Source organism: Bhargavaea sp. CC-171006 (genome assembly GCF_009761675.1).
Lineage (GTDB): Bacteria > Bacillota > Bacilli > Bacillales_A > Planococcaceae > Bhargavaea > Bhargavaea changchunensis.
Genome location: NZ_QUZH01000019.1, coordinates 1 through 20,218 on the forward strand (window position 1 = coordinate 1; position 20,218 = coordinate 20,218).

The window sequence follows — 20,218 nt, forward strand, 5'->3', positions numbered from 1 at the left end:
TGATATGCTCCCTTCAAAGCAGACAGAGGAAAAAACAAAACTCTGTTTACTTTGGAGGGAGCTTTTCCTATGGCTTACAAAGGATATTCTCTTGAAGAAAAGATGAAGGTCATCCGAGCTTATGAGAGTGGAATCTCGAAAGCCCGACTCTGCCGGCAATTTGGATTGTCAGAAAGCACATTAAAACAGTGGCTAATCCTATATAAATCGTTTGGAGAAACCGGTCTTAAGCCCCGTTCGAGATGGAATTCTTATTCAAAGGAACTGAAGCTCTCGGCAATTAAGGATTACTTAAGCGGTCGACTGACACCCAGTGAAATTGTTATCAAATACAGTATCAGCGACCGTTCTGTTTTGAGGGATTGGCTGAAAAAGTATAATGGTCATGGAGAAGTCCCCAAGGGACTTAAGGAACGGAGGGATCCCATGACCAAGGGAAGGAAGACGACCTTAAAAGAGCGGGTTGAGATTGCCCAGCAATGTATCGCATCCGGCAAGGACTATCAGGGAACAGCCGAAACCTACAAGGTTTCCTATAATCAGGTCTACCAGTGGGTGAAGAAATACGAAGAAGGCCAGGAAGAGGCACTGAAGGACGGACGCGGACGCAAAAAGGCAGACGAAGAGCTGACCAGCGAGGAGCGTCTGAAGTTGGAGATCAAGCGGATTGAGAAGGAGAATGAGCGCCTTCGGGCTCAGAATGCACTCCTAAAAAAGTTGGACGAAATCGAAAGGAGGCGTTTCTAAGCGGGGTCCGGCAGGAAAACTGTTATCTGGCTATCCGCGAGGTCCATGAGTCGGAAGGACATCCCATTGAATTATTGTGTGAACTCGCTGGCATTGGCCGATCTTCCTACTATCAATGGCTGAACCGAGTTCCCACGGAAGAAGAGCAATTGAACCAGGAACTCCTTACAGACATCCGGGAGATTCACAAGGAGCGCAAAGGCATCTACGGATACCGCCGAATGAAGATGGTACTTGAACGCAGGCATGGCCGCAAATTCAATCACAAGCGGGTATACCGCCTGATGAGACTTGGTGGAATCCAATCGGTCATCCGCCGTAAAAAGAAACGCTATTTTCTATCCACTCCGCAACACGTGGCGGAGAACATTCTGAACCGGGAATTTCTTGCGGACAAGCCCAATCAGAAATGGGTCACGGACGTCACGGAGTTCAAGTACGGTGTTGAATCCAAGGCATACCTGAGTGCAATCCGTGACCTCCATGACGGTTCCATCGTTTCTTATGTCCTGGGCCGTTCCAACAACAATGCATTGGTATTCGAGACATTGGATCAAGCCCTGCGGGCTGAACCAGGTGCCCAGCCGATTCTCCACAGTGACCGTGGATTCCAATACACCAGCAGGCAATTCAAGATCAAACTAGATCAGGCTGGCATCACGCAAAGCATGTCCAGGGTTGGCCGATGCATCGACAATTCGCCGATGGAGTCTTTTTGGGCTGCCTTAAAATGCGAAGAGTATTATTTGAGTACATATCAATCGTTTGATGAGCTTAAGAACGCCGTTGATGCATATATCCGTTTTTATAACCACGACCGTCTTCAGGAACGACTAAACGGCCTCAGTCCCATTGAATACAGGACTGAAGCCGCTTAATCAATTTTACTTATTTCCTCTGTCTGCTTGACCGGGTGCAGTTCAGATTGGACGGCGGTCTTGTTTTTATTCTTCGGTGGCGGATTTCATCGCCCGGTACCCGATCATATTGACGGGATCTTTCGGTGAGCCATATGGCGGGGCATAGGCCGTCTCGATTGCGGACAGGTCGTCGACGGTGAGACGGCCCCGGATTGCGGTCGCAATCACATCGATGCGTTTGTCTGCGCCTTTTTCACCGACTGCCTGAGCGCCGTAGATGGCCCGGGTGTCCGGGTCATAGTGGACTTTCAGGACGAGTTTGCCGCTGTCCGGATAGTAGCCTGCATTCGAACGGCTTTTGTGTATGACGGTCTCGTAGTTCATGCCTTCTTTTTTAAGCATTTTTTCGGTCATGCCGGTCATCCCTGCAGTGAGGGAAAACAGTTTTGTAATCGATGTGCCGAGAAGCCCGTCCATTTCCGTGTTCCCGCCTGCCAGATGATTCGCGACGATGAAAGCAGCACGGTGTGCAGGCCAGGAAAGCGGTACTCTTTTCGGCTTGCCGGTAAACCAGTCCCGGCCTTCAGCCGCGTCACCGATTGCATAGATGTCCGGATCGTTCGTCCTCATGAACGGGTCGGTCGCAATCCCTCCGGTCGGCCCGATCTCGAGTCCTGCTTCTTTGGCCAGCAGGGTATTCGGCTCCAGTCCGACGGCGGTGGCGATAAAGTCCGCCTCCATGTGGGTCCCGTCATCCAGTGTGACGGTTCTGTCTTCAATCATCTTGAGCTCGCGCCCGAGATGGAGGGTGACGCCGTTCCGCTCCATCTCTTCCTTGAGCAGCTCCGACATGTCCTCATCCCCGATTGGCATGACATGCTCATTGTGCTCGACAAGAGCTGTCTCAATGCCGCGGTGACGGAAGTTCTCCGCGAGTTCCACTCCGATGAAGCCGCCGCCTACGACCACGCAAGAGGCAGGCTTTTGTTCATCAAGGAAGGATCCGAATTGCTCCAAATCGCCGAAATGGCGGAGCGTGAACAGAGGAATGCCCGGCTTCCCCGGCACGGCCGGCTTGCGGGCGCGGCCGCCGGGAGAAAGCACGAGTTTGTCATACGGCAGGATGTCCGTTGTGCCTGTCTCGATATTGCAGACGTGTACTTCCTTTGCAGCCCGGTCGATTTTTGTGGCTTCATGGAGGAGGCGCACGTCAATGGATTTCTTCTCCCCGAATCCTTCCGGGGTTGCGTGTACAAGCTTATCCGCGCTGTCGATCACTCCACCCAGGACGTATGGCATTCCGCATGTGCCAAACCCAAGCTCCGAATCTTTCCCGATCAGCGTGATATCCGCATCGGGCAGAAATCGCCGGATTTGAGAAGAAACGGTCGCCCCTCCGGCGACCGCCCCGATGACGACGATTTTCATGCAATCATCCTTTCTGGCTTTTTAATCCGAGTCGGGCCCGAGGAAGAACAGGGCGATGGTGCCCGGTCCGGCATGCGAGCCGATTGCGGAGCCGATCTGGTAAATCCCGACCGATTCCGGGCGGTGAGCCTCCTCGATCATCCTTTTCAGGGTGAGTGCAGCTTCCTCGTCATCTCCGTGGCTGATGGCCACATGCTGACCGGTAAAGCTGCCGCCCCTTTCTTCCATGAGACCGATCATTCTCTGAAACACTTTCTTTCGTCCCCGGTATTTCTCGATTGGCACAAGCCTGCCGTCCTCGACATGGAGGAGCGGCTTGATGTTCAGCAAACCGCCGATAAACGCGCTTGCCTTGGACAGCCTGCCGCCCTTGGCAAGGTAGTCAAGGTCTTCCACGGTGAACAGGTGGACGACCCGGTCCGCCATGGCGCGGATCGCTTCCGAGATTTCATCCCGGGTTTTGCCGGCATCCCGCATCCGCATGGCTTCCTGGACGAGCAGACCCTGTCCGAGCGAGGCACCTTTCGTGTCGATGATGACCAAATCGAGTCCAGGATAGTCTTCCATCACTTGGTCACGGATGACGACCCCTGTGCTGTATGTACCGGACAGTTCGGAGGAGAAGGCGATATAAAGTCCTTCTTCACCGGACTCCGCCAGTTCCTTCCATCTTCTCGTGAACAGTTCCGGTGAAACCTGGGAAGTTTTTGGGCGTTCCCCGTTCCGGATCCTTCTGAAGATCGTGGAAGAATCGATTTCCGATATGTCATCATAACTGTCTCCGCCGATCTCCACGCGGAGGGGGAGGAGGGTTACATCATGTTCCTCAAAGAATGAAAGCGGCAAATCGGATCCGCTGTCTGTGAACAGTTTCATCATTCTTCCTCCTTAAATCTTGCTTTCCAGCCGCAGATTCAGACGCTCTTCGAGGACCGTGGCGATGCCATCCTCATTGTTCGTGCCGGTCACTTCATCCGCGATAGACTTCAGACCGTTGATGGCATTGCCCATGGCAACCCCCGTGCCGGCGAATTCGATCATTTCATAGTCGTTGTCCTCATCTCCGAAAGCGATGATCCGCTCCTGCGGGATGTTCAGCCATTCAGAGACTTTCGAGATGCCGACCGCTTTGTTGAGGCCATGACGGATCACTTCGATGACATGCCAAGGTGCGCCCCAGCGGCGGTGGTCGATGACTTCCGCATGGACTTCCGCAAGGTGGCGGCGGATCTTTTCCTGGTCTTCGAGTTCTGGATGGATCAGAAGACTTGTCGGGTTGTCGGTCAGATAGGAGCGTAGGTCACCGACAGTCACCGATGGATCGCCCATCGTGAAAATGTTCAGCAGTTTCTCGTCATGCCGGTGGACATAGACGTCATCCATCACTTCCGCCACAACATTATGGACATTAAAATCCTGCAGCGCTTCGACAACCTCGCTGACGACCGGCAGACTGATCGGCTCATGGAACGTTTTCCAGCTCCGGTCATCCGGATGATGGACAAAGGCCCCGTTGAAGTTGACGATCGGAACGTCCAGGTTCAGCTGCCGGTAGTAGGGCTCGCTGGCACGATACGGTCGTCCCGTTGCAATCATGACCTGGTGGCCGGCTTCTCGGGCAGCCTTCAGTGTCTGTTCCGTCTTTTTGGAAATGACTTTTTCATCGGTCAGCAGGGTGCCGTCCAAGTCTAGTACGATCAGGTGCTGTTTCATGTTCGATCTCCCCCTTAAGACTGAGTTTAGCCCCCATATGGAGGCTAAGTCAAAAATAGCCCATGAATCAGGCTTGCAGCCGTTCTGTTTTTGTTTTCCCGATCTGTCTGATACGATGAAAAGAAAAAATAGGAAGTGCTGTAATGGAGATCAGAGAAGAACGGTGGGCGGGCATCCCGCTCCTGCATATATACCCCGAAACGGGCGGGGAATCCTCCCCGATTGCCATATTCCTTCACGGTTTCACAAGTGCCAAGGAGCACAATTTGCATTATGCATACAATATGGCCAAGCGCGGACTTCGCGTCATCCTTCCTGAAGCCCATCTCCACGGAGAGAGGGAGGAAGGGCTTGACGAGGTCCAGCTGAGCCTCCGGTTCTGGGAAATCGTGCTGACAAGCATCGAAGAAGTCGGTACTCTTAAGGAAGAAATCGGCCGCCGCTTCCCGGATGCCGGGAAAATCGGACTTGCAGGGACATCGATGGGCGGAATCGAGACGCTAGGCTGCCTGAAGGCCTATAGCTGGATCGATTGCGCGTCAGTCATGATGGGCACACCGGGTTACGTGAATCTGGCAAAAGCCCAGATGGCCCAATATGAGTCAAAAGGATTTGAAATCCCGCTGACGGCGGAGGAACGGCGGAAGCTTTTCGATACGCTCGCAGTTTTCGACCTGACAAAGGATCGGAAAGCGCTTGGCGGAAGGCCGGTGTATTTCTGGCACGGCGAGCAGGATGAAACGGTTCCGTTCAAGCCGACAAGGAATTTTGTCGAGGCGATCCGGGAAGACTATCAGGAAGCGCCTGAAAAGCTGAAATACCGCTTTGAACGCCAGGCCGGACATGCCGTTTCCAGGACAGGAATGCTGGAATGCGCGGACTGGCTTGCAACCTATTTGAATGATGATGCAGCGGTCTGATATGATGGAGACAGCAAAGAACGGAAGGGGAATCATGATGGATCAGGAGATGAAAGACAGCATCATGGGCGCGCTCGAGAACGTCATCGACCCCGAGCTCGGCATTGATATCGTGAACTTGGGCCTCGTCTATGACGTGGACATGGATGATGCCGGCAAGGTGGATGTGACGATGACGCTGACGTCGTTGGGCTGCCCGATGGGTCCGATGATCGTTGATAACGTCAAGCGAGAATTGGCCGAACTGCCTGAGGTCAAGGAAACGGAAGTCAACATCATCTGGAGCCCGCCATGGTCGAAGGATATGATGTCGCGCTACGCGAAAATCGCGCTTGGCGTACGCTAATAAATAGCAGCAACCCGCCGCATGGCCTGTATGGGCCATGCGGCTTTTTCTGTTTTTTGCCGGCCCGTTTCACTTTACCGCGTGAAGGGAATACAATATAATGAGTATAGTCAAATAAGGTCAAAGTCAAGTAAGGTCAACTAGAGGTGTGGGGGGAATCGAAGATGCAGATGAACATGCAGGAGGAAGATCAGCGCAGGCCTCTTGAAAAGTATGGGCGAAATCTGATTGATGATGTAAAGGCAGGAAAGATGGATCCGATCATCGGCCGGGACCAGGAAATCCGGGACGTGGTCAGGATTCTATCGAGGAAGACGAAAAATAACCCTGTCCTGATCGGGGAGCCCGGTGTCGGGAAGACGGCGATCGTCGAAGGACTTGCCCAGCGCATCGTGAAAAAAGATGTGCCGGAAGGGCTCAAGGACCGCCAGCTTTATGAGCTGGATATGAGTTCTCTGATAGCTGGTGCCAAGTATCGCGGTGAATTCGAGGAACGGATGAAGGCTGTCCTCAAGCAGGTCAAAGACAGCGACGGAGAGATTATCCTCTTTATTGATGAGCTCCATACAATCGTCGGCGCGGGCAGGACGGAAGGCTCTATGGATGCAGGCAATATGCTGAAACCGATGCTGGCCCGTGGAGAGCTCCACCTGATCGGGGCGACAACGCTGGACGAATACCGGCTCTACATCGAGAAGGATGCGGCATTGGAGCGCCGGTTCCAGCAGGTGCTCGTCCAGGAACCGGATGTGGAAGATACCATCTCGATCCTCAGAGGTCTGAAGGAGCGCTTTGAGCTCCATCATGGCGTGCGGATCCATGACCGTGCACTTGTTGCAGCCGCCACGCTGTCGGATCGGTATATCACGGAGCGGTTCCTGCCGGACAAGGCGATCGACCTTGTCGATGAGGCAAGTGCGCTGATCCGGACTGAAATTGACTCCATGCCTCAGGAACTAGACGAAGTGACCCGTCGGATCATGCAGCTGGAGATCGAAGAACAGGCGCTGATGATGGAAAAGGACGACCGGAGCAAGGCGCGCCTGGAAGATATCCGGACGGAACTTCACGAACTCAGGAGCTCAACTGAAGACATGCGGGAGCAGTGGGAAAAAGAGAAAGAGGCCATCCGCACCGTCCAGGCGAAACGGGAGGAACTGGACCGTTACCGGCGCGAGCTGGAAGACGCGGAAAACCGCTATGACCTGAACCGTGCGGCAGAATTGCGTCACGGCCGCATCCCTCAGGCTGAGAAGGAACTGCACGAGCTGGAAGCACCGCTGACCGCTTCCGAGAACCGGCTTCTGCGCGAGGAAGTCACAGAAGAAGAGATTGCAGACATCGTGGCGCGCTGGACGGGCATCCCTGTATCGAAACTGGTGGAGGGGGAACGGGAGAAGCTTCTCAGGCTGCATGAAACGCTTGAGAAGCGGGTCATCGGACAGGATGACGCGGTCCGCCTTGTCACGGAAGCCATCTGGCGGGCCAGGGCCGGCATCAAGGATCCTCACCGCCCGATTGGCTCATTCCTGTTCCTCGGACCGACCGGTGTCGGGAAAACAGAGCTTGCCAAGACCATTGCGGCAACGCTGTTTGACTCGGAGGACCACTTTATACGGATTGATATGTCCGAGTACATGGAGAAGCACTCCGTCTCCAGGCTCGTCGGCGCGCCTCCAGGATATGTCGGTTTTGAAGAAGGCGGGCAGCTGACGGAAGCCGTCAGACGAAATCCGTATTCCGTCGTGCTTCTCGACGAGATCGAGAAGGCCCACCCCGATGTTTCAAACATCCTGCTACAGGCGCTGGATGACGGCCGCATCACGGACAGCCAGGGAAGAAATGTTGACTTTTCAAACACGATTATCATCATGACTTCGAACATCGGCTCTTCGCTTCTTCTCCAAATGGAAGGAGTCGAGGACCATGCAATCGAGGACGTCGTAATGGCTGAGCTGAAAAAACACTTCAAGCCTGAACTCATCAACCGTATGGACGATATCGTCATCTTCAATTCGCTGAAGAGTGGTGCTTTCCTGAAAATCGCAAGAAAGATGATGAGTGACCTGGCAGACCGTGTCGCCACACAGGGAATCCGTCTTGAATTTGGTGACGGGATTGCGGAATGGATCGTGGAAGAAGGAACGGACGCCGAATTTGGCGCGCGTCCGCTCAAGCGTTTTATCCAGCGCCATGTCGAAACTGCAGTCGCGCTCGGGCTCATCCGGGGCGGTTTCAGGGAAGGCGACACAATCCGGGCCGTACTGGATGACGGCAGGGTACGCATTGAAAAGGCGTAACAATCAAAGTCAAAATACAAAAAACCGTTCCCATCAAAGGGAACGGTTCTTTATGTTTCACTCGTAGTCCGGCACCGGTTCTTCCGGCAAGATCATGGACATGATGAAAAGCATAACCGCGAATACGACAGAAACGATCGCTCCAAGCGCAAAGTCGAAAGGAACCGCATTGACGGAACTGACAACGTAATTCAGGAGCGAAATAAGCAGGAACGACCAGAAAAATGTCACGATAAATTGCATAAAATTCACCTCTGAGCGGAAATATCCGAATCCATCATACCACAGCGTCCCTACATTGCAAAAGCGGCCATTGCCACATTTTTCACCAAAATAAGATGCTATCGGCAAGTTGTCAAAGAACGTTCATGTATGTTAAATTAACACCAGGTACTAATAGAAGATGATAAGAAAAGGGGTTGCAATATGGGCGTTGGGATGATCGGAATCGGGAAGTATGTCCCGGAACAGGTGGTCACAAATGGAGATCTGGAGAAACGCCTGGATACGTCCGATGAATGGATCCGCACTAGGACAGGCATCCAAGAACGCAGAATCGCTCCTGACAGTCAGGATACATCGGAGCTGGCCTTCCGTGCGGCTGAAGCGGCACTAAAGGATGCCGGCATTACGGCTGATCAGCTGGGGCTCATCATTGTGGCGACTGTCACGCCGGACCGGCCGTTCCCGAGTGTGGCCACGCAGATTCAGGAACGCCTGGGTGCAAACAATGCCGGTGCGATGGACCAGTCTGCTGCATGTGCAGGTTTTATGTACAGTGTTGTAACGGCACAGCAGTTCATCCAGAACGGCGTTTATGATTATATTCTGGTCGTGGGTGTGGAAAAGCTCTCAAAAATCACCGATTGGGAAGACCGCAATACGGCTGTCCTGTTCGGAGACGGCGCAGGAGCCGCTGTCATCGGGAAAGTCGGCGAGGGCCGCGGAATTCTGTCGTTCGAATTGGGCGCGGACGGATCAGGCGGCAAGCACCTTTACCAGGACGAGTATATCAAGATGAACGGAAGAGAAGTCTTTAAGTTTGCCGTCCGCCAGATGGGAGATTCTGCAGTCTCTGTTTTGGAGAAGGCGGGACTGTCGAAGGAAGATGCTGATTACCTGATTCCTCACCAGGCCAACATCCGGATCATGGAAGCGGCGCGGGAGCGTCTGGGCCTTCCTCCTGAGAAGATGTCGAAACGGATCCACAATTACGGGAACACTTCCTCTGCATCCATCCCGATCGCCCTTTGCGATGAGATTGATGCAGGGAACGTCAAAGACGATGACGTCATCGTCCTGGTCGGATTTGGCGGCGGCCTCACATGGGGCGCGCTGGCCATACGCTGGGGACGCTGAGTTAAAACCACCCAGTCCTGACAGACAGGATATCACTTACACCAAATCATTTATGCAGAAAGAAGGGAAATGAGATGAACGAACGACGAGTCGTAATAACCGGTGTTGGGGCGGTCAGCCCGCTCGGCAATGATGCCAAGACGACCTGGCAGGGGATCAAGGAAGGGAAGTCCGGCATCGGACCGATGACCCGCCTGGACAGGGAGCAATTCCCTGCCAAGGTAGCAGCTGAAGTCAAAGATTTTGACATCGAACAGTACGTGCCGAAAAAAGAAGCACGGAAAATGGACCGCTTCACCCATTACGCGCTTGCAGCGGCATTTGAGGCACTGGAGGACGCGGGACTGCCGCGCCGTCTTGAGGAAGAAGACGCCCTCCGGACGGGTGTGTGGATCGGCTCCGGTATCGGAGGAATGGAAACTCATGAGCAGCAGTTTAAAACGTTCCAGGAACGTGGATACCGGCGGGTTAGTCCGTTCTTCGTGCCTATGATGATTCCGGACATGGCTGCGGGACAGGTGTCGATCTATACAAATGCAAAAGGAATCAACTCCTGCACGGTGACTGCGTGCGCATCCGGCGCCAACTCGATTGGCGACGCATTTGAAGCGGTTCTGCGCGGCGATGCGGACATGATGATCACCGGAGGAGCAGAGGCTCCGATTACAACCATGGCCGTGGCGGGCTTCTGCGCCAATACGGCACTCTCGACCAATCCGGACCCGGAGACGGCATCCCGCCCGTTTGACGCGGACCGCGATGGTTTTGTCATCGGTGAGGGAGCCGGCATCCTCATTCTTGAGGAATACGAACGTGCGAAGGCGCGGGGAGCGAAAATCTATGCCGAGATCGTCGGGTATGGCTCGACTGGTGACGCCCACCATATCACGGCCCCTGCCCCGGAAGGCGAAGGCGCGGCCCGTGCCATGAGCCAGGCCATCTCCAAGGCGGGCGTCAGTCCCGAGGATATCGGCTATATCAACGCCCACGGCACGAGCACCCCTTACAACGATCAGTTTGAGACCCAGGCCGTCAAGACGGTATTCGGAGAGCATGCCTACAATCTGGCGATGAGTTCCACCAAATCCATGACGGGCCACCTGCTGGGTGCAGCCGGAGGAGTGGAAGCGGTGTTCACGGCACTTGCCCTTCATGAAGGCATCCTCCCGCCGACCACGAACTACAAAACGGCAGACCCGGAATGCGACCTGGATTACGTCACGGACGGAGCAAGAAAGCAGGACATCCGATATGCCATGAGCAACTCACTCGGTTTCGGAGGTCACAACGTTTCGCTCCTTTTCAAAAAAGCATAATGACTCTTTGGATGAAAAGCCCCAGTCTCTATTATTGGAGATTGGGGCTTTTTGGTGATAAATAGAAAGTAAATATAATAGGTGAATAGTAATGAATACATAAATTATCTAAGAATAATTATTCTGAAATATTAGTGCAAACCATTGCCATTATTGAGTTTTCTGATAGATAGAGCAGTGAGAATTGTATAATGGTTACAGGAAATTCAAAAAACAACTTGCGGTCGTAATCTATTTGTAATAAAATTTAGCAAGAGCTAAAATAACAGAAAAATTGAAAACTTGAGGTGTACACATGACATCCAAATCAAACACACCTGCGCAGACACCTCTCCTAGAGGTACGCAACCTCCAGACAGGCTTTAAGATTGACAAACAATATTATAACGCTGTTGAAGGAGTCTCCTTCACTGTTGACCGGAAACAGATTGTCGGCATCGTCGGTGAGTCCGGCTGCGGCAAGAGCGTTATGTCACTTTCAATCATGCATCTGCTTCCAAAGGGCATTGGCAAGGTTCGGGACGGCGAGATCCTGTTCGAGGGAACGGATATCGTCGGATATAACGAAAAGAAGATGAACAACATCCGGGGAAAAGACATTTCGATGATTTTCCAAGAGCCGATGACTTCACTGAATCCCGTATTCACGATCGGCTACCAAATTGCCGAGGTGCTGCTCAATCACCAGGACATCTCTAAGAACGAAGCGCGAGCGAAAGCGGTTACATTACTGAAAAATGTAGGGATTCCGCGCGCTGATCAGATTGTCGATGAATATCCGCACCAGCTTTCCGGCGGGATGAGGCAACGTGTCATGATTGCCATGGCGATTGCCTGCCAGCCAAAGCTGCTGATCGCCGATGAACCGACGACAGCACTGGATGTCACGGTTCAGGCCCAGATTCTGGACCTGCTGAAGAACATCCAGGAAGTGAATGACATGTCGATCATGCTCATCACCCACGACCTCGGCGTCGTAGCGGAAATCTGTGATGTCGTCCTCGTCATGTATGCCGGAAAGATCGTGGAGCGGGCGACTGTAGAGGATCTGTTCGAAAATCCTCAGCATCCATACACGCAGCTTCTCATGGAAGCCATCCCGAAGATGGAGGAAGAAAAGGAGCGCCTGGCGACGATTGAAGGGCTCGTTCCATCGGTCAAGGATATGCCAGCAGTCGGATGCCGGTTTGCGAACCGCTGCCCGAAAGCGATGCCGGAATGCATGCAGATCACCCCGCTCCTCGAAGACACCAAAGGCGGACACGAAGTGGCCTGCCTGCTGTATGAGGAAAGCTGGCCGAAAGAAGAAAGAGTAGGTGCACGATGACAACAAAAGAACTTACAGAAAAGGGGAAACCGAAGAAAGAGCGGGAAAATCTCCTTGAAGTTAAAAACCTGAAAACTTACTATCCGATCCATGGCGGCTTTTTCAAACGCGTTGTCGGAAACGTCAAAGCCGTGGATGATATTTCTTTCTCCATAAAAAAAGGGGAAACGATGGGCCTTGTAGGAGAATCCGGCTGCGGTAAGTCCACTACGGGCCGGACAATCCTACGCCTGATCAAGCCGACAGGAGGCCAGATCCTCTTCGATGGCGAAGACATCACCAAGATCAGCGGATCCAAGCTCCGAAAGGCCCGCCAGGATTTCCAGATGGTGTTCCAGGATCCGTACGCATCGCTCAATCCGATGCAGATGGTCGGGGACATCATCTCGGAGCCGATCAAAAACTTTGAGCGGCGTGATAAAAAGGAGCTTGAGCAGTACGTCAAGTCCCTGTTGCTGCGGGTCGGCCTTCCGGAAACCGCCTATTACAAGTATGCGCACGAATTTTCCGGCGGCCAGCGACAGAGGATCGGCATCGCCAGGGCATTGGCCCTCAACCCGAAGCTCATCATTGCTGATGAGCCGGTTTCCGCTCTGGACGTTTCTGTCCAGTCCCAGGTCCTGAACCTTCTGAAAGACCTTCAGAAGGAGTTCGATCTCACGTATCTGTTCATCGCACACGACCTGAGTGTCGTCAAGCACATGAGCGATACGATCGGTGTTATGTATTTGGGCAATCTCGTCGAGGTTGCTTCAAATAAAGATCTTTACAGCGAGCCGCTGCACCCTTACACACAGGCGCTCATCTCCGCAATTCCGGAACCTGATCCGAAGCTGCGGAAAGAGCGGATTGTGCTGCAGGGGGATGTGCCGAGTCCCGCGAACCCGCCTACCGGCTGCCCGTTCCATACGCGCTGCCCGATGGCACAGGAAATCTGTTCGCAGGAAAAGCCTCCATTGAAGGAGGTGAGACCGGGGCATCACGTTGCGTGCGTACTGTACTGATCACAAAATATCCATGAAAATGGGGGGGAATGAAGCATGAAACGCAAATCCATGCTCTGGCTGTTCGCCATGATCCTCGTCCTTTCCGCATTCCTTGCGGCTTGTGGCGGCGGCGGCAGCGACGATGCGTCCGAATCTGACTCGGGCGACAGCAACAAAGACGGCGAGAAGGCGACCGAAGAATCCGGCGAGCCTCAAAAGGGCGGAACGCTCACATACGGTCTTGACGCGACACCGGAAGGCCTTTACAACTGGGCTTTCTACGGCATCGCTACTGACGCTGAAATTATTGGGTTCTTCGACGAAGGTCTCATCGAGTACGATGAAAACCTCCAGCCGATCCCGAACCTTGCTGAATGGGAAACTGAAGACAACCAGCACTTCACATTCAAATTCAAGGAAGGCGTCAAATGGCATAACGGTGAAGAACTCACTGTAAATGACTGGGTATTCGCGCTTGAAACCATCGCGGACCCAGACTACGACGGCCCTCGTTACGCAAACGTAGAAACTATCGAAGGTGCTCCTGCATTCCGCGCAGGCGAAGCTGACAGCATCTCCGGCCTGAAGGTCGTTGATGACTACACCATCGAAGTCACATTCGATGAGCCGCGCCTCAACAACCTGACGAACATCTGGTCGTACCCGATGTCCCAGAAGGAATTCGAAGGAATCGAAGTTGCTGACATGTCCGGTTCTGAACAGGTCCGCACCAAGCCGGTCGGCCTCGGTCCGTTCAAAGTTGAAAACATTGTTCCTGGCGAGTCGATTGAACTCGTGAAAAACGAAGATTACTGGAATGGCGAGGTTAACCTCGACAAAGTCATCATCCGCGTTATCGACAACACGGCGACTGTCGGTGCTCTCCAAAACGGCGACATCGATATGATCTCGCTCCAGCCGGTATCCGCACCTGACGTCGAGAAGCTTGACAACGTTGAAGTTGTGACGGCTCCTGGCCTGTCGTACTACTATGTCGGCTTCAAACTCGGCAAGTTCGACAATGACAAGAAAGAAATCGTTGAAGAACTGCCTAAGTACCAGGATCTGAACCTCCGTAAGGCAATGGCCCATGCCATCAACCGTGAAGAGTGGATCGATGCATTCTTCTTCGGCTACGGCAAGCCGGTCAACAAGCCGGTTCCGACAGCACACTGGATCGCGGCTGACGACAGCGAAGTTAACGTGTATGAATACGACCCTGAAAAAGCGAAAAAGCTCCTTGACGAAGCAGGCTTCGTTGATACTAACGATGACGGCTTCCGTGAAGATCCGAACGGCGAAGAATTCGTCGTGAAGTTCTCCCACTATTCAACAGGCAACCCTACATTCGAATCCCGCTCCCAGGCAATTGCCCAATATTGGGAAGAAGTCGGCCTGAAGTCGGAAGTCGAAATGGTTGAAGTCAACCTCTACTACGACATGGTTGAAAAAGACGATCCGTCGATCGAAACATTCTTCGGAGGCTGGGGCACAGGTACTGACCCTGACCCGTCCGCACTTTGGAAAGCCGATCAGCTGTGGAACTACCCGCGCTACAATAATCCTGATGCAGATGCCCTCCTCGAGAAGGCTCTGAACGTTGAGGAAGTCGGCGACGACCAGGATAAGCGTGCGCAAGTTTATGCTGAATGGCAGAAGACGGTAACTGAAGACGTTCCGATGATCTTCATCGCTGAACTTGATGAAATCATGGGAGTCGGCGAGAAAGTCGGCGGCTTCTCGATGGACGTTTCGGGCTACAACAACCCTGCTGAATGGTATCTGAACCAATAATGACACTGATTTGACCTGTCAGTGGCGGGCGGCAGGCCCGTCCGCCACTGTTCTTTTTTTGCTCTTAAACACGGTAAGACGTATTTATTTGAAATATTTCTTACCGTGTTTGAGAGTCACAACGAAGAGAGACAGACAAGAAGGAGAGTACCGTATGCTTAAATACACGTTGCGCCGCATTCTCGGCATGATTCCGATGCTATTCCTCGTATCCATCGTGGTGTTCTTCCTGGCGAAGGCCATGCCCGGGGATTCATTGAGCGGCGAAATCGACCCAACCAACACCAATCCGGAGTACATAGCGGAAATGCGTGAAAAACTGGGCTACAATGATCCGGTTTATGTCCAGTATTACCGCTGGGTGACGGATTTCATGTCAGGGGATTTCGGCAAATCCACACGCTATAAAATGCCGGTCGCCGAACTGATCGGAGAAAAGTTGCCGAACACCATCTTCCTGGCACTGACGTCGCTGCTGATCACGTACGTGTTGGCATTTGCAATGGGGATGTATTCAGGAAGGAAGCCGTATACGGTCGGGGATAACCTCATTGCCGGGTTCAACTATGCAGGCATCGCAATCCCTTCGTTTGTCGCCGGTGTATTCGCCGTATACTTCTTCGCATTCAAGTTGAACTGGTTCCCGTTTGCCGGATCGGTAGATATCGAAATCGACAAGGGGACGATCGATTATTGGATGAGCCGGATCCATCACGTCATGCTTCCTGCATTTGTTCTGGGGATGTTCAGTACAGCATCCTATACCCAGTTCCTCCGGAATGACCTGATCGAGAACTCAAGGAAGGATTTTGTCCGGACGGCACTTGCAAAGGGGACCCCGTTGGGCAAGATCTATAATGTCCACATCCTGCGGAACTCGATCATCCCGCTCGTCACATTCCTTGGTTTCGATATCGCCGCGCTTGTCGGCGGTGCAATCATCACGGAGAAGATCTTCACTTATCCGGGAATCGGACTCCTGTTCCTGGATTCCGTCAACAACCGTGACTATCCGACAGTCATGGCCATCACGATGATGCTGTCCGCGATGGTCCTGATCGGCAACCTGATCGCCGATATCCTTTACGGAATCGTCGATCCGCGGATTCGCTTAGGTTAAGGAGGAAGCAACATCATGACAACCAATGCAGCAACGGGGGCCGTCAAACGCCCTGAAAAGAGCTCATCTCCTTGGGCGATTGCCAGGAGAAAATTCCTTAGAAACAAACTGGCGATGGCCAGCACCGTGTTCCTGATCCTCGTGATCATCCTCACTTTGCTGGCGCCGTTCCTGGCTCCTCATCTGTCGCCTATACCGGATATCACCAAAGTCAACATCAGCAAAATGAGCATTGCACCGAATGGTGATCATTTGCTCGGTACCGACAAGAGCGGGCGTGACGTCATGACGAGGCTGCTGTACGGCGGCCGGATCTCGCTTCTGGTGGGTGCCAGTGCGACGGCGATCGTCGTCGTCCTCGGGACCATCGTCGGGTCCGTTGCCGGTTTCTTCGGTGGCGCGGTCGACAGTCTGCTCATGCGCTTCACCGACTTTGTCCTGAACTTCCCGTTCCTCGTCTTTGTCATCGTCCTGAACACGATCCTCTTCGGCATCGTGGACGGTCTCTGGGTTCTGATCCTTGTCATCGGGCTGCTCAGTTGGGGCGGGGTCGCCCGGATTGTCCGTTCGAAAGTGCTGGCGGAAAAGGAGAACGAATATGTCCTCGCAGCCATCTCGATCGGCACTCCGCCGGCAAAGGTCATTATCAAGCACCTGCTGCCGAACGTGCTTTCTACGATCATCGTTCAGTCGACACTTCTGTTCGCCAGCCTGATTGTGGCGGAAACCGGCCTGAGTTACCTTGGCTTCGGTGTTCCTCAGGAAACGCCAAGCTGGGGCAACATGCTCGCCTTCGCGAACGAACCGGATGTCCTGCAGGGCAAGCCATGGATCTGGATGCCGCCGGCGCTTGTCATCACCGCGACCATCCTGTCCATCAACTTTATCGGAGAAGGACTGAAAGACGCCCTCAATCCAAAATCACAGCGCTGATTCCCGAACTGATCGAATGCAAAAAGCGGCTCCCTCCGAAAGAAGGGAGCCGCTTTTTCATATGGTGTACAAACCCTATAGGAAAGGACGCATCCGATGAACCGTATATTCCTGTTTCTCGTATCGTACGGACTCTGCGTCATCACGATGTCGCATCTTGTGCTGTTCCTGAATTACCGGGCATTGGGCCATTCATGGGAAACCGTGTTCCGCTATATCTTATCGACACCAGATTTCAAGCTGATGGTGCTGTCACTGATTGTGCTTATTTTCTGCGTGTCCGGCCGAGCCCCATCGCGGCTTCCATCCGCGAAAGAGTAGCCGAGGCAATCGCATTGGCTTTTTCGGCGCCTTCATCAAGAATCCGGTCGAGTTCATTTGAACCGATCAGCTCATTGTAGCGCTCCTGGATCGGTGCGAGGTGGCCAATGACGGCCTCCGCCACACCGGATTTGAATGCGCCATAGCCGTTGCCCTCATATTTCCGGACAAGCTCTTCTACGGAATGCCCGGTCAGCGAAGCTTCGATATTCAGCAGGTTGCTCACGCCAGGCTTGTTCACGACATCATAGGCGACCTTGCCGTCGGAATCGGTCACGGCACTCTTGATCTTTTTCTCGATCTGCTTCGGTTCATCCAGAAGGGAAATGATCGCTTTTTTATTGGTGTCGGATTTGCTCATTTTCTTGAGTGGGTCCTGAAGGGACTTGATGCGTGCCCCGTGTTCAGGCAGCCGGATATCCGGGACAGTGAGTGTCTCACCGAAACGCTTGTTGAATCGTTCTGCAAGGTCGCGTGTCAGTTCCACGTGCTGTTTCTGGTCATCACCGACCGGGACGATGTCCGAGTCGTAGAGGAGGATGTCGGCTGCCATCAGCGGAGGGTAAGTGAGCAGGCCCGAGGAGACCGCCTCCCGACCCTCTGATTTATCTTTGAACTGGGTCATGCGCTCCAGTTCACCGATATAGGAAATGCACTGCATGATCCATCCGGCCTGTGCGTGCGCGGGCACTTCCGATTGGATAAACAGCGTCGACTTTTCCGGATCAATGCCAACGGCAATATAGGTTGCCGCAAGCCGGCGGATCGCCTCGCTGAGGTCATCGGGATCCTGGGGCATTGTGATCGCATGCTGGTCGACGATGCTGAAGACGCAGTCGTACTCATGCTGAAGTTCAGTGAACTGGCGGAATGCGCCGATGTAGTTGCCGAGTGTGACAATACCTGTGGGCTGCACCCCTGAGAAAATCCGTTTCATCCGTAAAACCTCCTGGAAATAAAAAAATCACCATGCCATCCCGATAAAAAGGGACGGATGATGTTCAATCAGCCGCGGTACCACCCGCATTGCCCGAAGGCCGCTCTAACCCTTAACGCGGGCACACGGGACCGGCTACATCAGTTCGCCGGCCCGGCTCAGGAGTCCATTCAGCGGGGGCTGCCGTCCTGTTCGCACCATCCACAGGCTCTCTGTGCGGCGGCTCCCCGTTTACTCTTCTCCATCAAAGCTGATCATCGATTTCTCACTATTATATAGCCGCTCCCGGCAAGATGCAACTGCCTGTCATGAATGTTCTTGAAATTCCTTCCTTCTGCGCCGAGGAGCTGATAGAATAAGAGATATATAAGGGAAAAGGGAGTTTTTGCATGAAGCTAAAATGGGTAGGGGCGCTGGCTCTTGCAGTCTCGATGGCCGCAGCCCCGGCAGCGTCTGCGGAGGGTCCTGCCGAAGATTTCAAAGGTCTCTCTTATGAATTTGGGGAAATCAATTCCGAGGTGGTGGCATCGTCCAAGCTGTTCAGGTTTGATTCGGGTCTGAACTTTGAATACCCGGATGCAGTGAGGGGCATTTTTGTAACCGGTCATTCCGCCGGTGGGGAAAAGTTCGGCAGGCTTGTGAACCTGATTGAGAACTCGGACCTGAATGCCATGGTCATCGATATCAAAGATGATTTCGGAAACCTGACTTATGAACCGGCAGATGACTCGCCGCTCCGTGAATTGGGAATCGGCCAGCCATACATAAAAGACCCGAGGGCCATGCTGGAGCAGCTCGAGGAAAAACAGATTTATCCGATTGCCAGGGTGGTGGTCTTCAAGGACACCGTGCTTGCCGAGAAGCGGCCGGACCTCTCCTATACAAACGGGGGGCAAGTGTGGAAAAACGGCCGGAAAGAGGCGTTTGTGAGCCCGTTCATGAAGGAAGTCTGGGATTACAATGTTGACATTGCCATCGAAGCCGCCAAGATGGGATTCAAGGAAATCCAGTTTGACTATGTCCGATTCCCGGAAGGTTTTGAGACCAAGGCAGACACTCTGCAATACAGTTTCGGGGAGTACGAAGACTCGGAGCTGGACCCGGTCCAGCGGCGTGTCCAGGCGGTCACGGATTTTGTCGCCTACGCGAGGGAGCAGCTTCAGCCGTATGATGTGGACGTCTCCGTAGATATCTTCGGTTACTCGGCCACTTTGCCTGAAGCCCCTGGAATCGGGCAGAACTTCTCGAAAATCTCGGAGAACGTGGATGTGATCTCTTCGATGATCTATCCGAGCCACTGGACCTCATATTTCGGAATTGCAAAGCCGGACCTTGAGCCATACCGGTTAGTGGCCGAATATGCAAAGGTTGAAAACGAAAAGCTGGCAGCCCTCGAAAATCCGCCGGTATCACGCCCTTGGCTGCAGGACTTCACTGCCAGCTATCTGGGCAGCGGGAATTATAAGCGATACGGAAAGGCGGAAGTGGAGGCACAGATCAAAGCCCTCAATGATGCAGGGATTGATGAGTTCCTCCTTTGGAACGCGGCGAACAACTATACGGAAGGCGTGGACTACACGCCGTGACACCCAGAGCACACACCAATTTATTTTCCGGTGTGTGCCTTTTTTCGTTTATCCGCAAATGATATGGGAAATAGTACAAATAAAGCGGAACTTATTTCTTGCCGGGACGTACTAATAGGTGGGTAGAGCAGGCAGGTTCCGCTATGATACTTATTTTCAATCAAATTGCAATAAATGAGAATGTATTGTTGAACTGTGTTTGTACCTATTCCGGAATGGGTATAA

Annotated in this window: 18 protein-coding genes and 1 other annotated feature; of the genes, 13 read left to right on the top strand and 5 right to left on the bottom strand. The window is 53.2% G+C overall.

Features of this window, described 5'->3' with window-relative positions; all coding sequences use genetic code 11:
- Positions 1-69: 69 nt before the first annotated feature.
- A protein-coding gene (locus DZC51_RS08680; RefSeq protein WP_157294948.1) for an IS3 family transposase occupies positions 70-1,625 on the top strand; the annotation gives its coding sequence in 2 pieces (ribosomal slippage) (positions 70-721 and positions 721-1,625; 1,557 coding nt in all).
- 66 nt (positions 1,626-1,691) lie between these two features.
- Here DZC51_RS08680 and DZC51_RS08685 read toward each other — a convergent pair.
- From DZC51_RS08685 to DZC51_RS08695, 3 genes are read right to left on the bottom strand one after another with little or no spacing between them, the layout of a single operon-like run.
- On the bottom strand, positions 1,692-3,035 hold the full coding sequence (locus tag DZC51_RS08685) for a CoA-disulfide reductase (protein ID WP_157294993.1): 1,344 nt from the start codon (positions 3,033-3,035) through the stop codon (positions 1,692-1,694).
- A 21-nt stretch (positions 3,036-3,056) separates the two neighbouring features.
- Positions 3,057-3,911 (bottom strand): DegV family protein, encoded by an 855-nt coding sequence (locus DZC51_RS08690; RefSeq protein ID WP_157294994.1) that lies wholly within the window; start codon positions 3,909-3,911, stop codon positions 3,057-3,059.
- Positions 3,912-3,923: 12 nt separating this feature from the next.
- A complete protein-coding gene (locus tag DZC51_RS08695; protein WP_157294995.1) occupies positions 3,924-4,748 on the bottom strand; it encodes a Cof-type HAD-IIB family hydrolase in 825 nt (274 codons plus the stop codon).
- A 143-nt stretch (positions 4,749-4,891) separates the two neighbouring features.
- Here DZC51_RS08695 and DZC51_RS08700 point away from each other — a divergent pair, with 143 nt between their 5' ends.
- The 3 genes from DZC51_RS08700 to DZC51_RS08710 all read left to right on the top strand — a co-directional run bounded on the left by DZC51_RS08700 (position 4,892) and on the right by DZC51_RS08710 (position 8,314).
- Positions 4,892-5,668, top strand: coding sequence for a prolyl oligopeptidase family serine peptidase (locus DZC51_RS08700; protein ID WP_157294996.1), 777 nt, complete (start codon positions 4,892-4,894; stop codon positions 5,666-5,668).
- A 37-nt stretch (positions 5,669-5,705) separates the two neighbouring features.
- Positions 5,706-6,014, top strand: a complete 309-nt coding sequence (locus DZC51_RS08705) for a metal-sulfur cluster assembly factor (RefSeq protein WP_035001153.1) — start codon at positions 5,706-5,708, stop codon at positions 6,012-6,014.
- A 170-nt stretch (positions 6,015-6,184) separates the two neighbouring features.
- Positions 6,185-8,314, top strand: coding sequence for an ATP-dependent Clp protease ATP-binding subunit (locus tag DZC51_RS08710; RefSeq protein WP_157295036.1), 2,130 nt, complete (start codon positions 6,185-6,187; stop codon positions 8,312-8,314).
- A gap of 57 nt (positions 8,315-8,371) precedes the next feature.
- Here the strand turns inward: DZC51_RS08710 and DZC51_RS08715 are convergent, their stop codons facing one another.
- Entirely contained in the window at positions 8,372-8,557 is a 186-nt protein-coding gene (locus DZC51_RS08715) for a YjzD family protein (RefSeq protein WP_157294997.1), read from the bottom strand.
- 183 nt (positions 8,558-8,740) lie between these two features.
- Between DZC51_RS08715 and DZC51_RS08720 the strand changes: the two genes are divergently transcribed.
- From DZC51_RS08720 to DZC51_RS08755, 8 genes are all read left to right on the top strand, one after another.
- Positions 8,741-9,673, top strand: a complete 933-nt coding sequence (locus tag DZC51_RS08720) for a beta-ketoacyl-ACP synthase III (protein WP_157294998.1) — start codon at positions 8,741-8,743, stop codon at positions 9,671-9,673.
- A 74-nt stretch (positions 9,674-9,747) separates the two neighbouring features.
- Entirely contained in the window at positions 9,748-10,989 is a 1,242-nt protein-coding gene (gene fabF, locus DZC51_RS08725; protein WP_157294999.1) for a beta-ketoacyl-ACP synthase II, read from the top strand.
- Between the two features lie 295 nt (positions 10,990-11,284).
- Positions 11,285-12,316 carry an ABC transporter ATP-binding protein gene (locus DZC51_RS08730; protein WP_157295000.1) on the top strand — a complete coding sequence of 344 codons (1,032 nt, stop codon included), beginning with the start codon at positions 11,285-11,287 and terminating at the stop codon, positions 12,314-12,316.
- Positions 12,313-13,320, top strand: a complete 1,008-nt coding sequence (locus DZC51_RS08735) for an ABC transporter ATP-binding protein (RefSeq protein WP_157295001.1) — start codon at positions 12,313-12,315, stop codon at positions 13,318-13,320. Before DZC51_RS08730 ends, DZC51_RS08735 begins: the two co-directional genes overlap by 4 nt.
- Positions 13,321-13,356: 36 nt before the next feature.
- Positions 13,357-15,096 carry an oligopeptide ABC transporter substrate-binding protein gene (gene opp4A, locus DZC51_RS08740; protein ID WP_157295002.1) on the top strand — a complete coding sequence of 580 codons (1,740 nt, stop codon included), beginning with the start codon at positions 13,357-13,359 and terminating at the stop codon, positions 15,094-15,096.
- A 154-nt stretch (positions 15,097-15,250) separates the two neighbouring features.
- A complete protein-coding gene (gene opp4B / locus DZC51_RS08745) occupies positions 15,251-16,216 on the top strand; it encodes an oligopeptide ABC transporter permease (protein ID WP_157295003.1) in 966 nt (321 codons plus the stop codon).
- A gap of 15 nt (positions 16,217-16,231) precedes the next feature.
- The gene (gene opp4C, locus DZC51_RS08750; RefSeq protein ID WP_157295004.1) at positions 16,232-17,149 is read left to right on the top strand and encodes an oligopeptide ABC transporter permease; all 918 of its coding nucleotides are present in this window, start codon (positions 16,232-16,234) and stop codon (positions 17,147-17,149) included.
- Between the two features lie 96 nt (positions 17,150-17,245).
- Positions 17,246-17,470: a hypothetical protein gene (locus DZC51_RS08755; protein ID WP_157295005.1), complete on the top strand. Its 225-nt coding sequence runs from the start codon at positions 17,246-17,248 to the stop codon at positions 17,468-17,470.
- Here the strand turns inward: DZC51_RS08755 and trpS are convergent.
- Positions 17,415-18,407, bottom strand: coding sequence for a tryptophan--tRNA ligase (gene trpS, locus DZC51_RS08760; protein WP_157295006.1), 993 nt, complete (start codon positions 18,405-18,407; stop codon positions 17,415-17,417). The genes DZC51_RS08755 and trpS overlap by 56 nt on opposite strands.
- Positions 18,408-18,453: 46 nt before the next feature.
- Positions 18,454-18,664, bottom strand: a binding site (T-box leader).
- 132 nt (positions 18,665-18,796) lie between these two features.
- Between trpS and DZC51_RS08765 the strand changes: the two genes are divergently transcribed.
- A complete protein-coding gene (locus tag DZC51_RS08765) occupies positions 18,797-19,993 on the top strand; it encodes a putative glycoside hydrolase (protein WP_157295007.1) in 1,197 nt (398 codons plus the stop codon).
- Positions 19,994-20,218 lie beyond the last annotated feature (225 nt).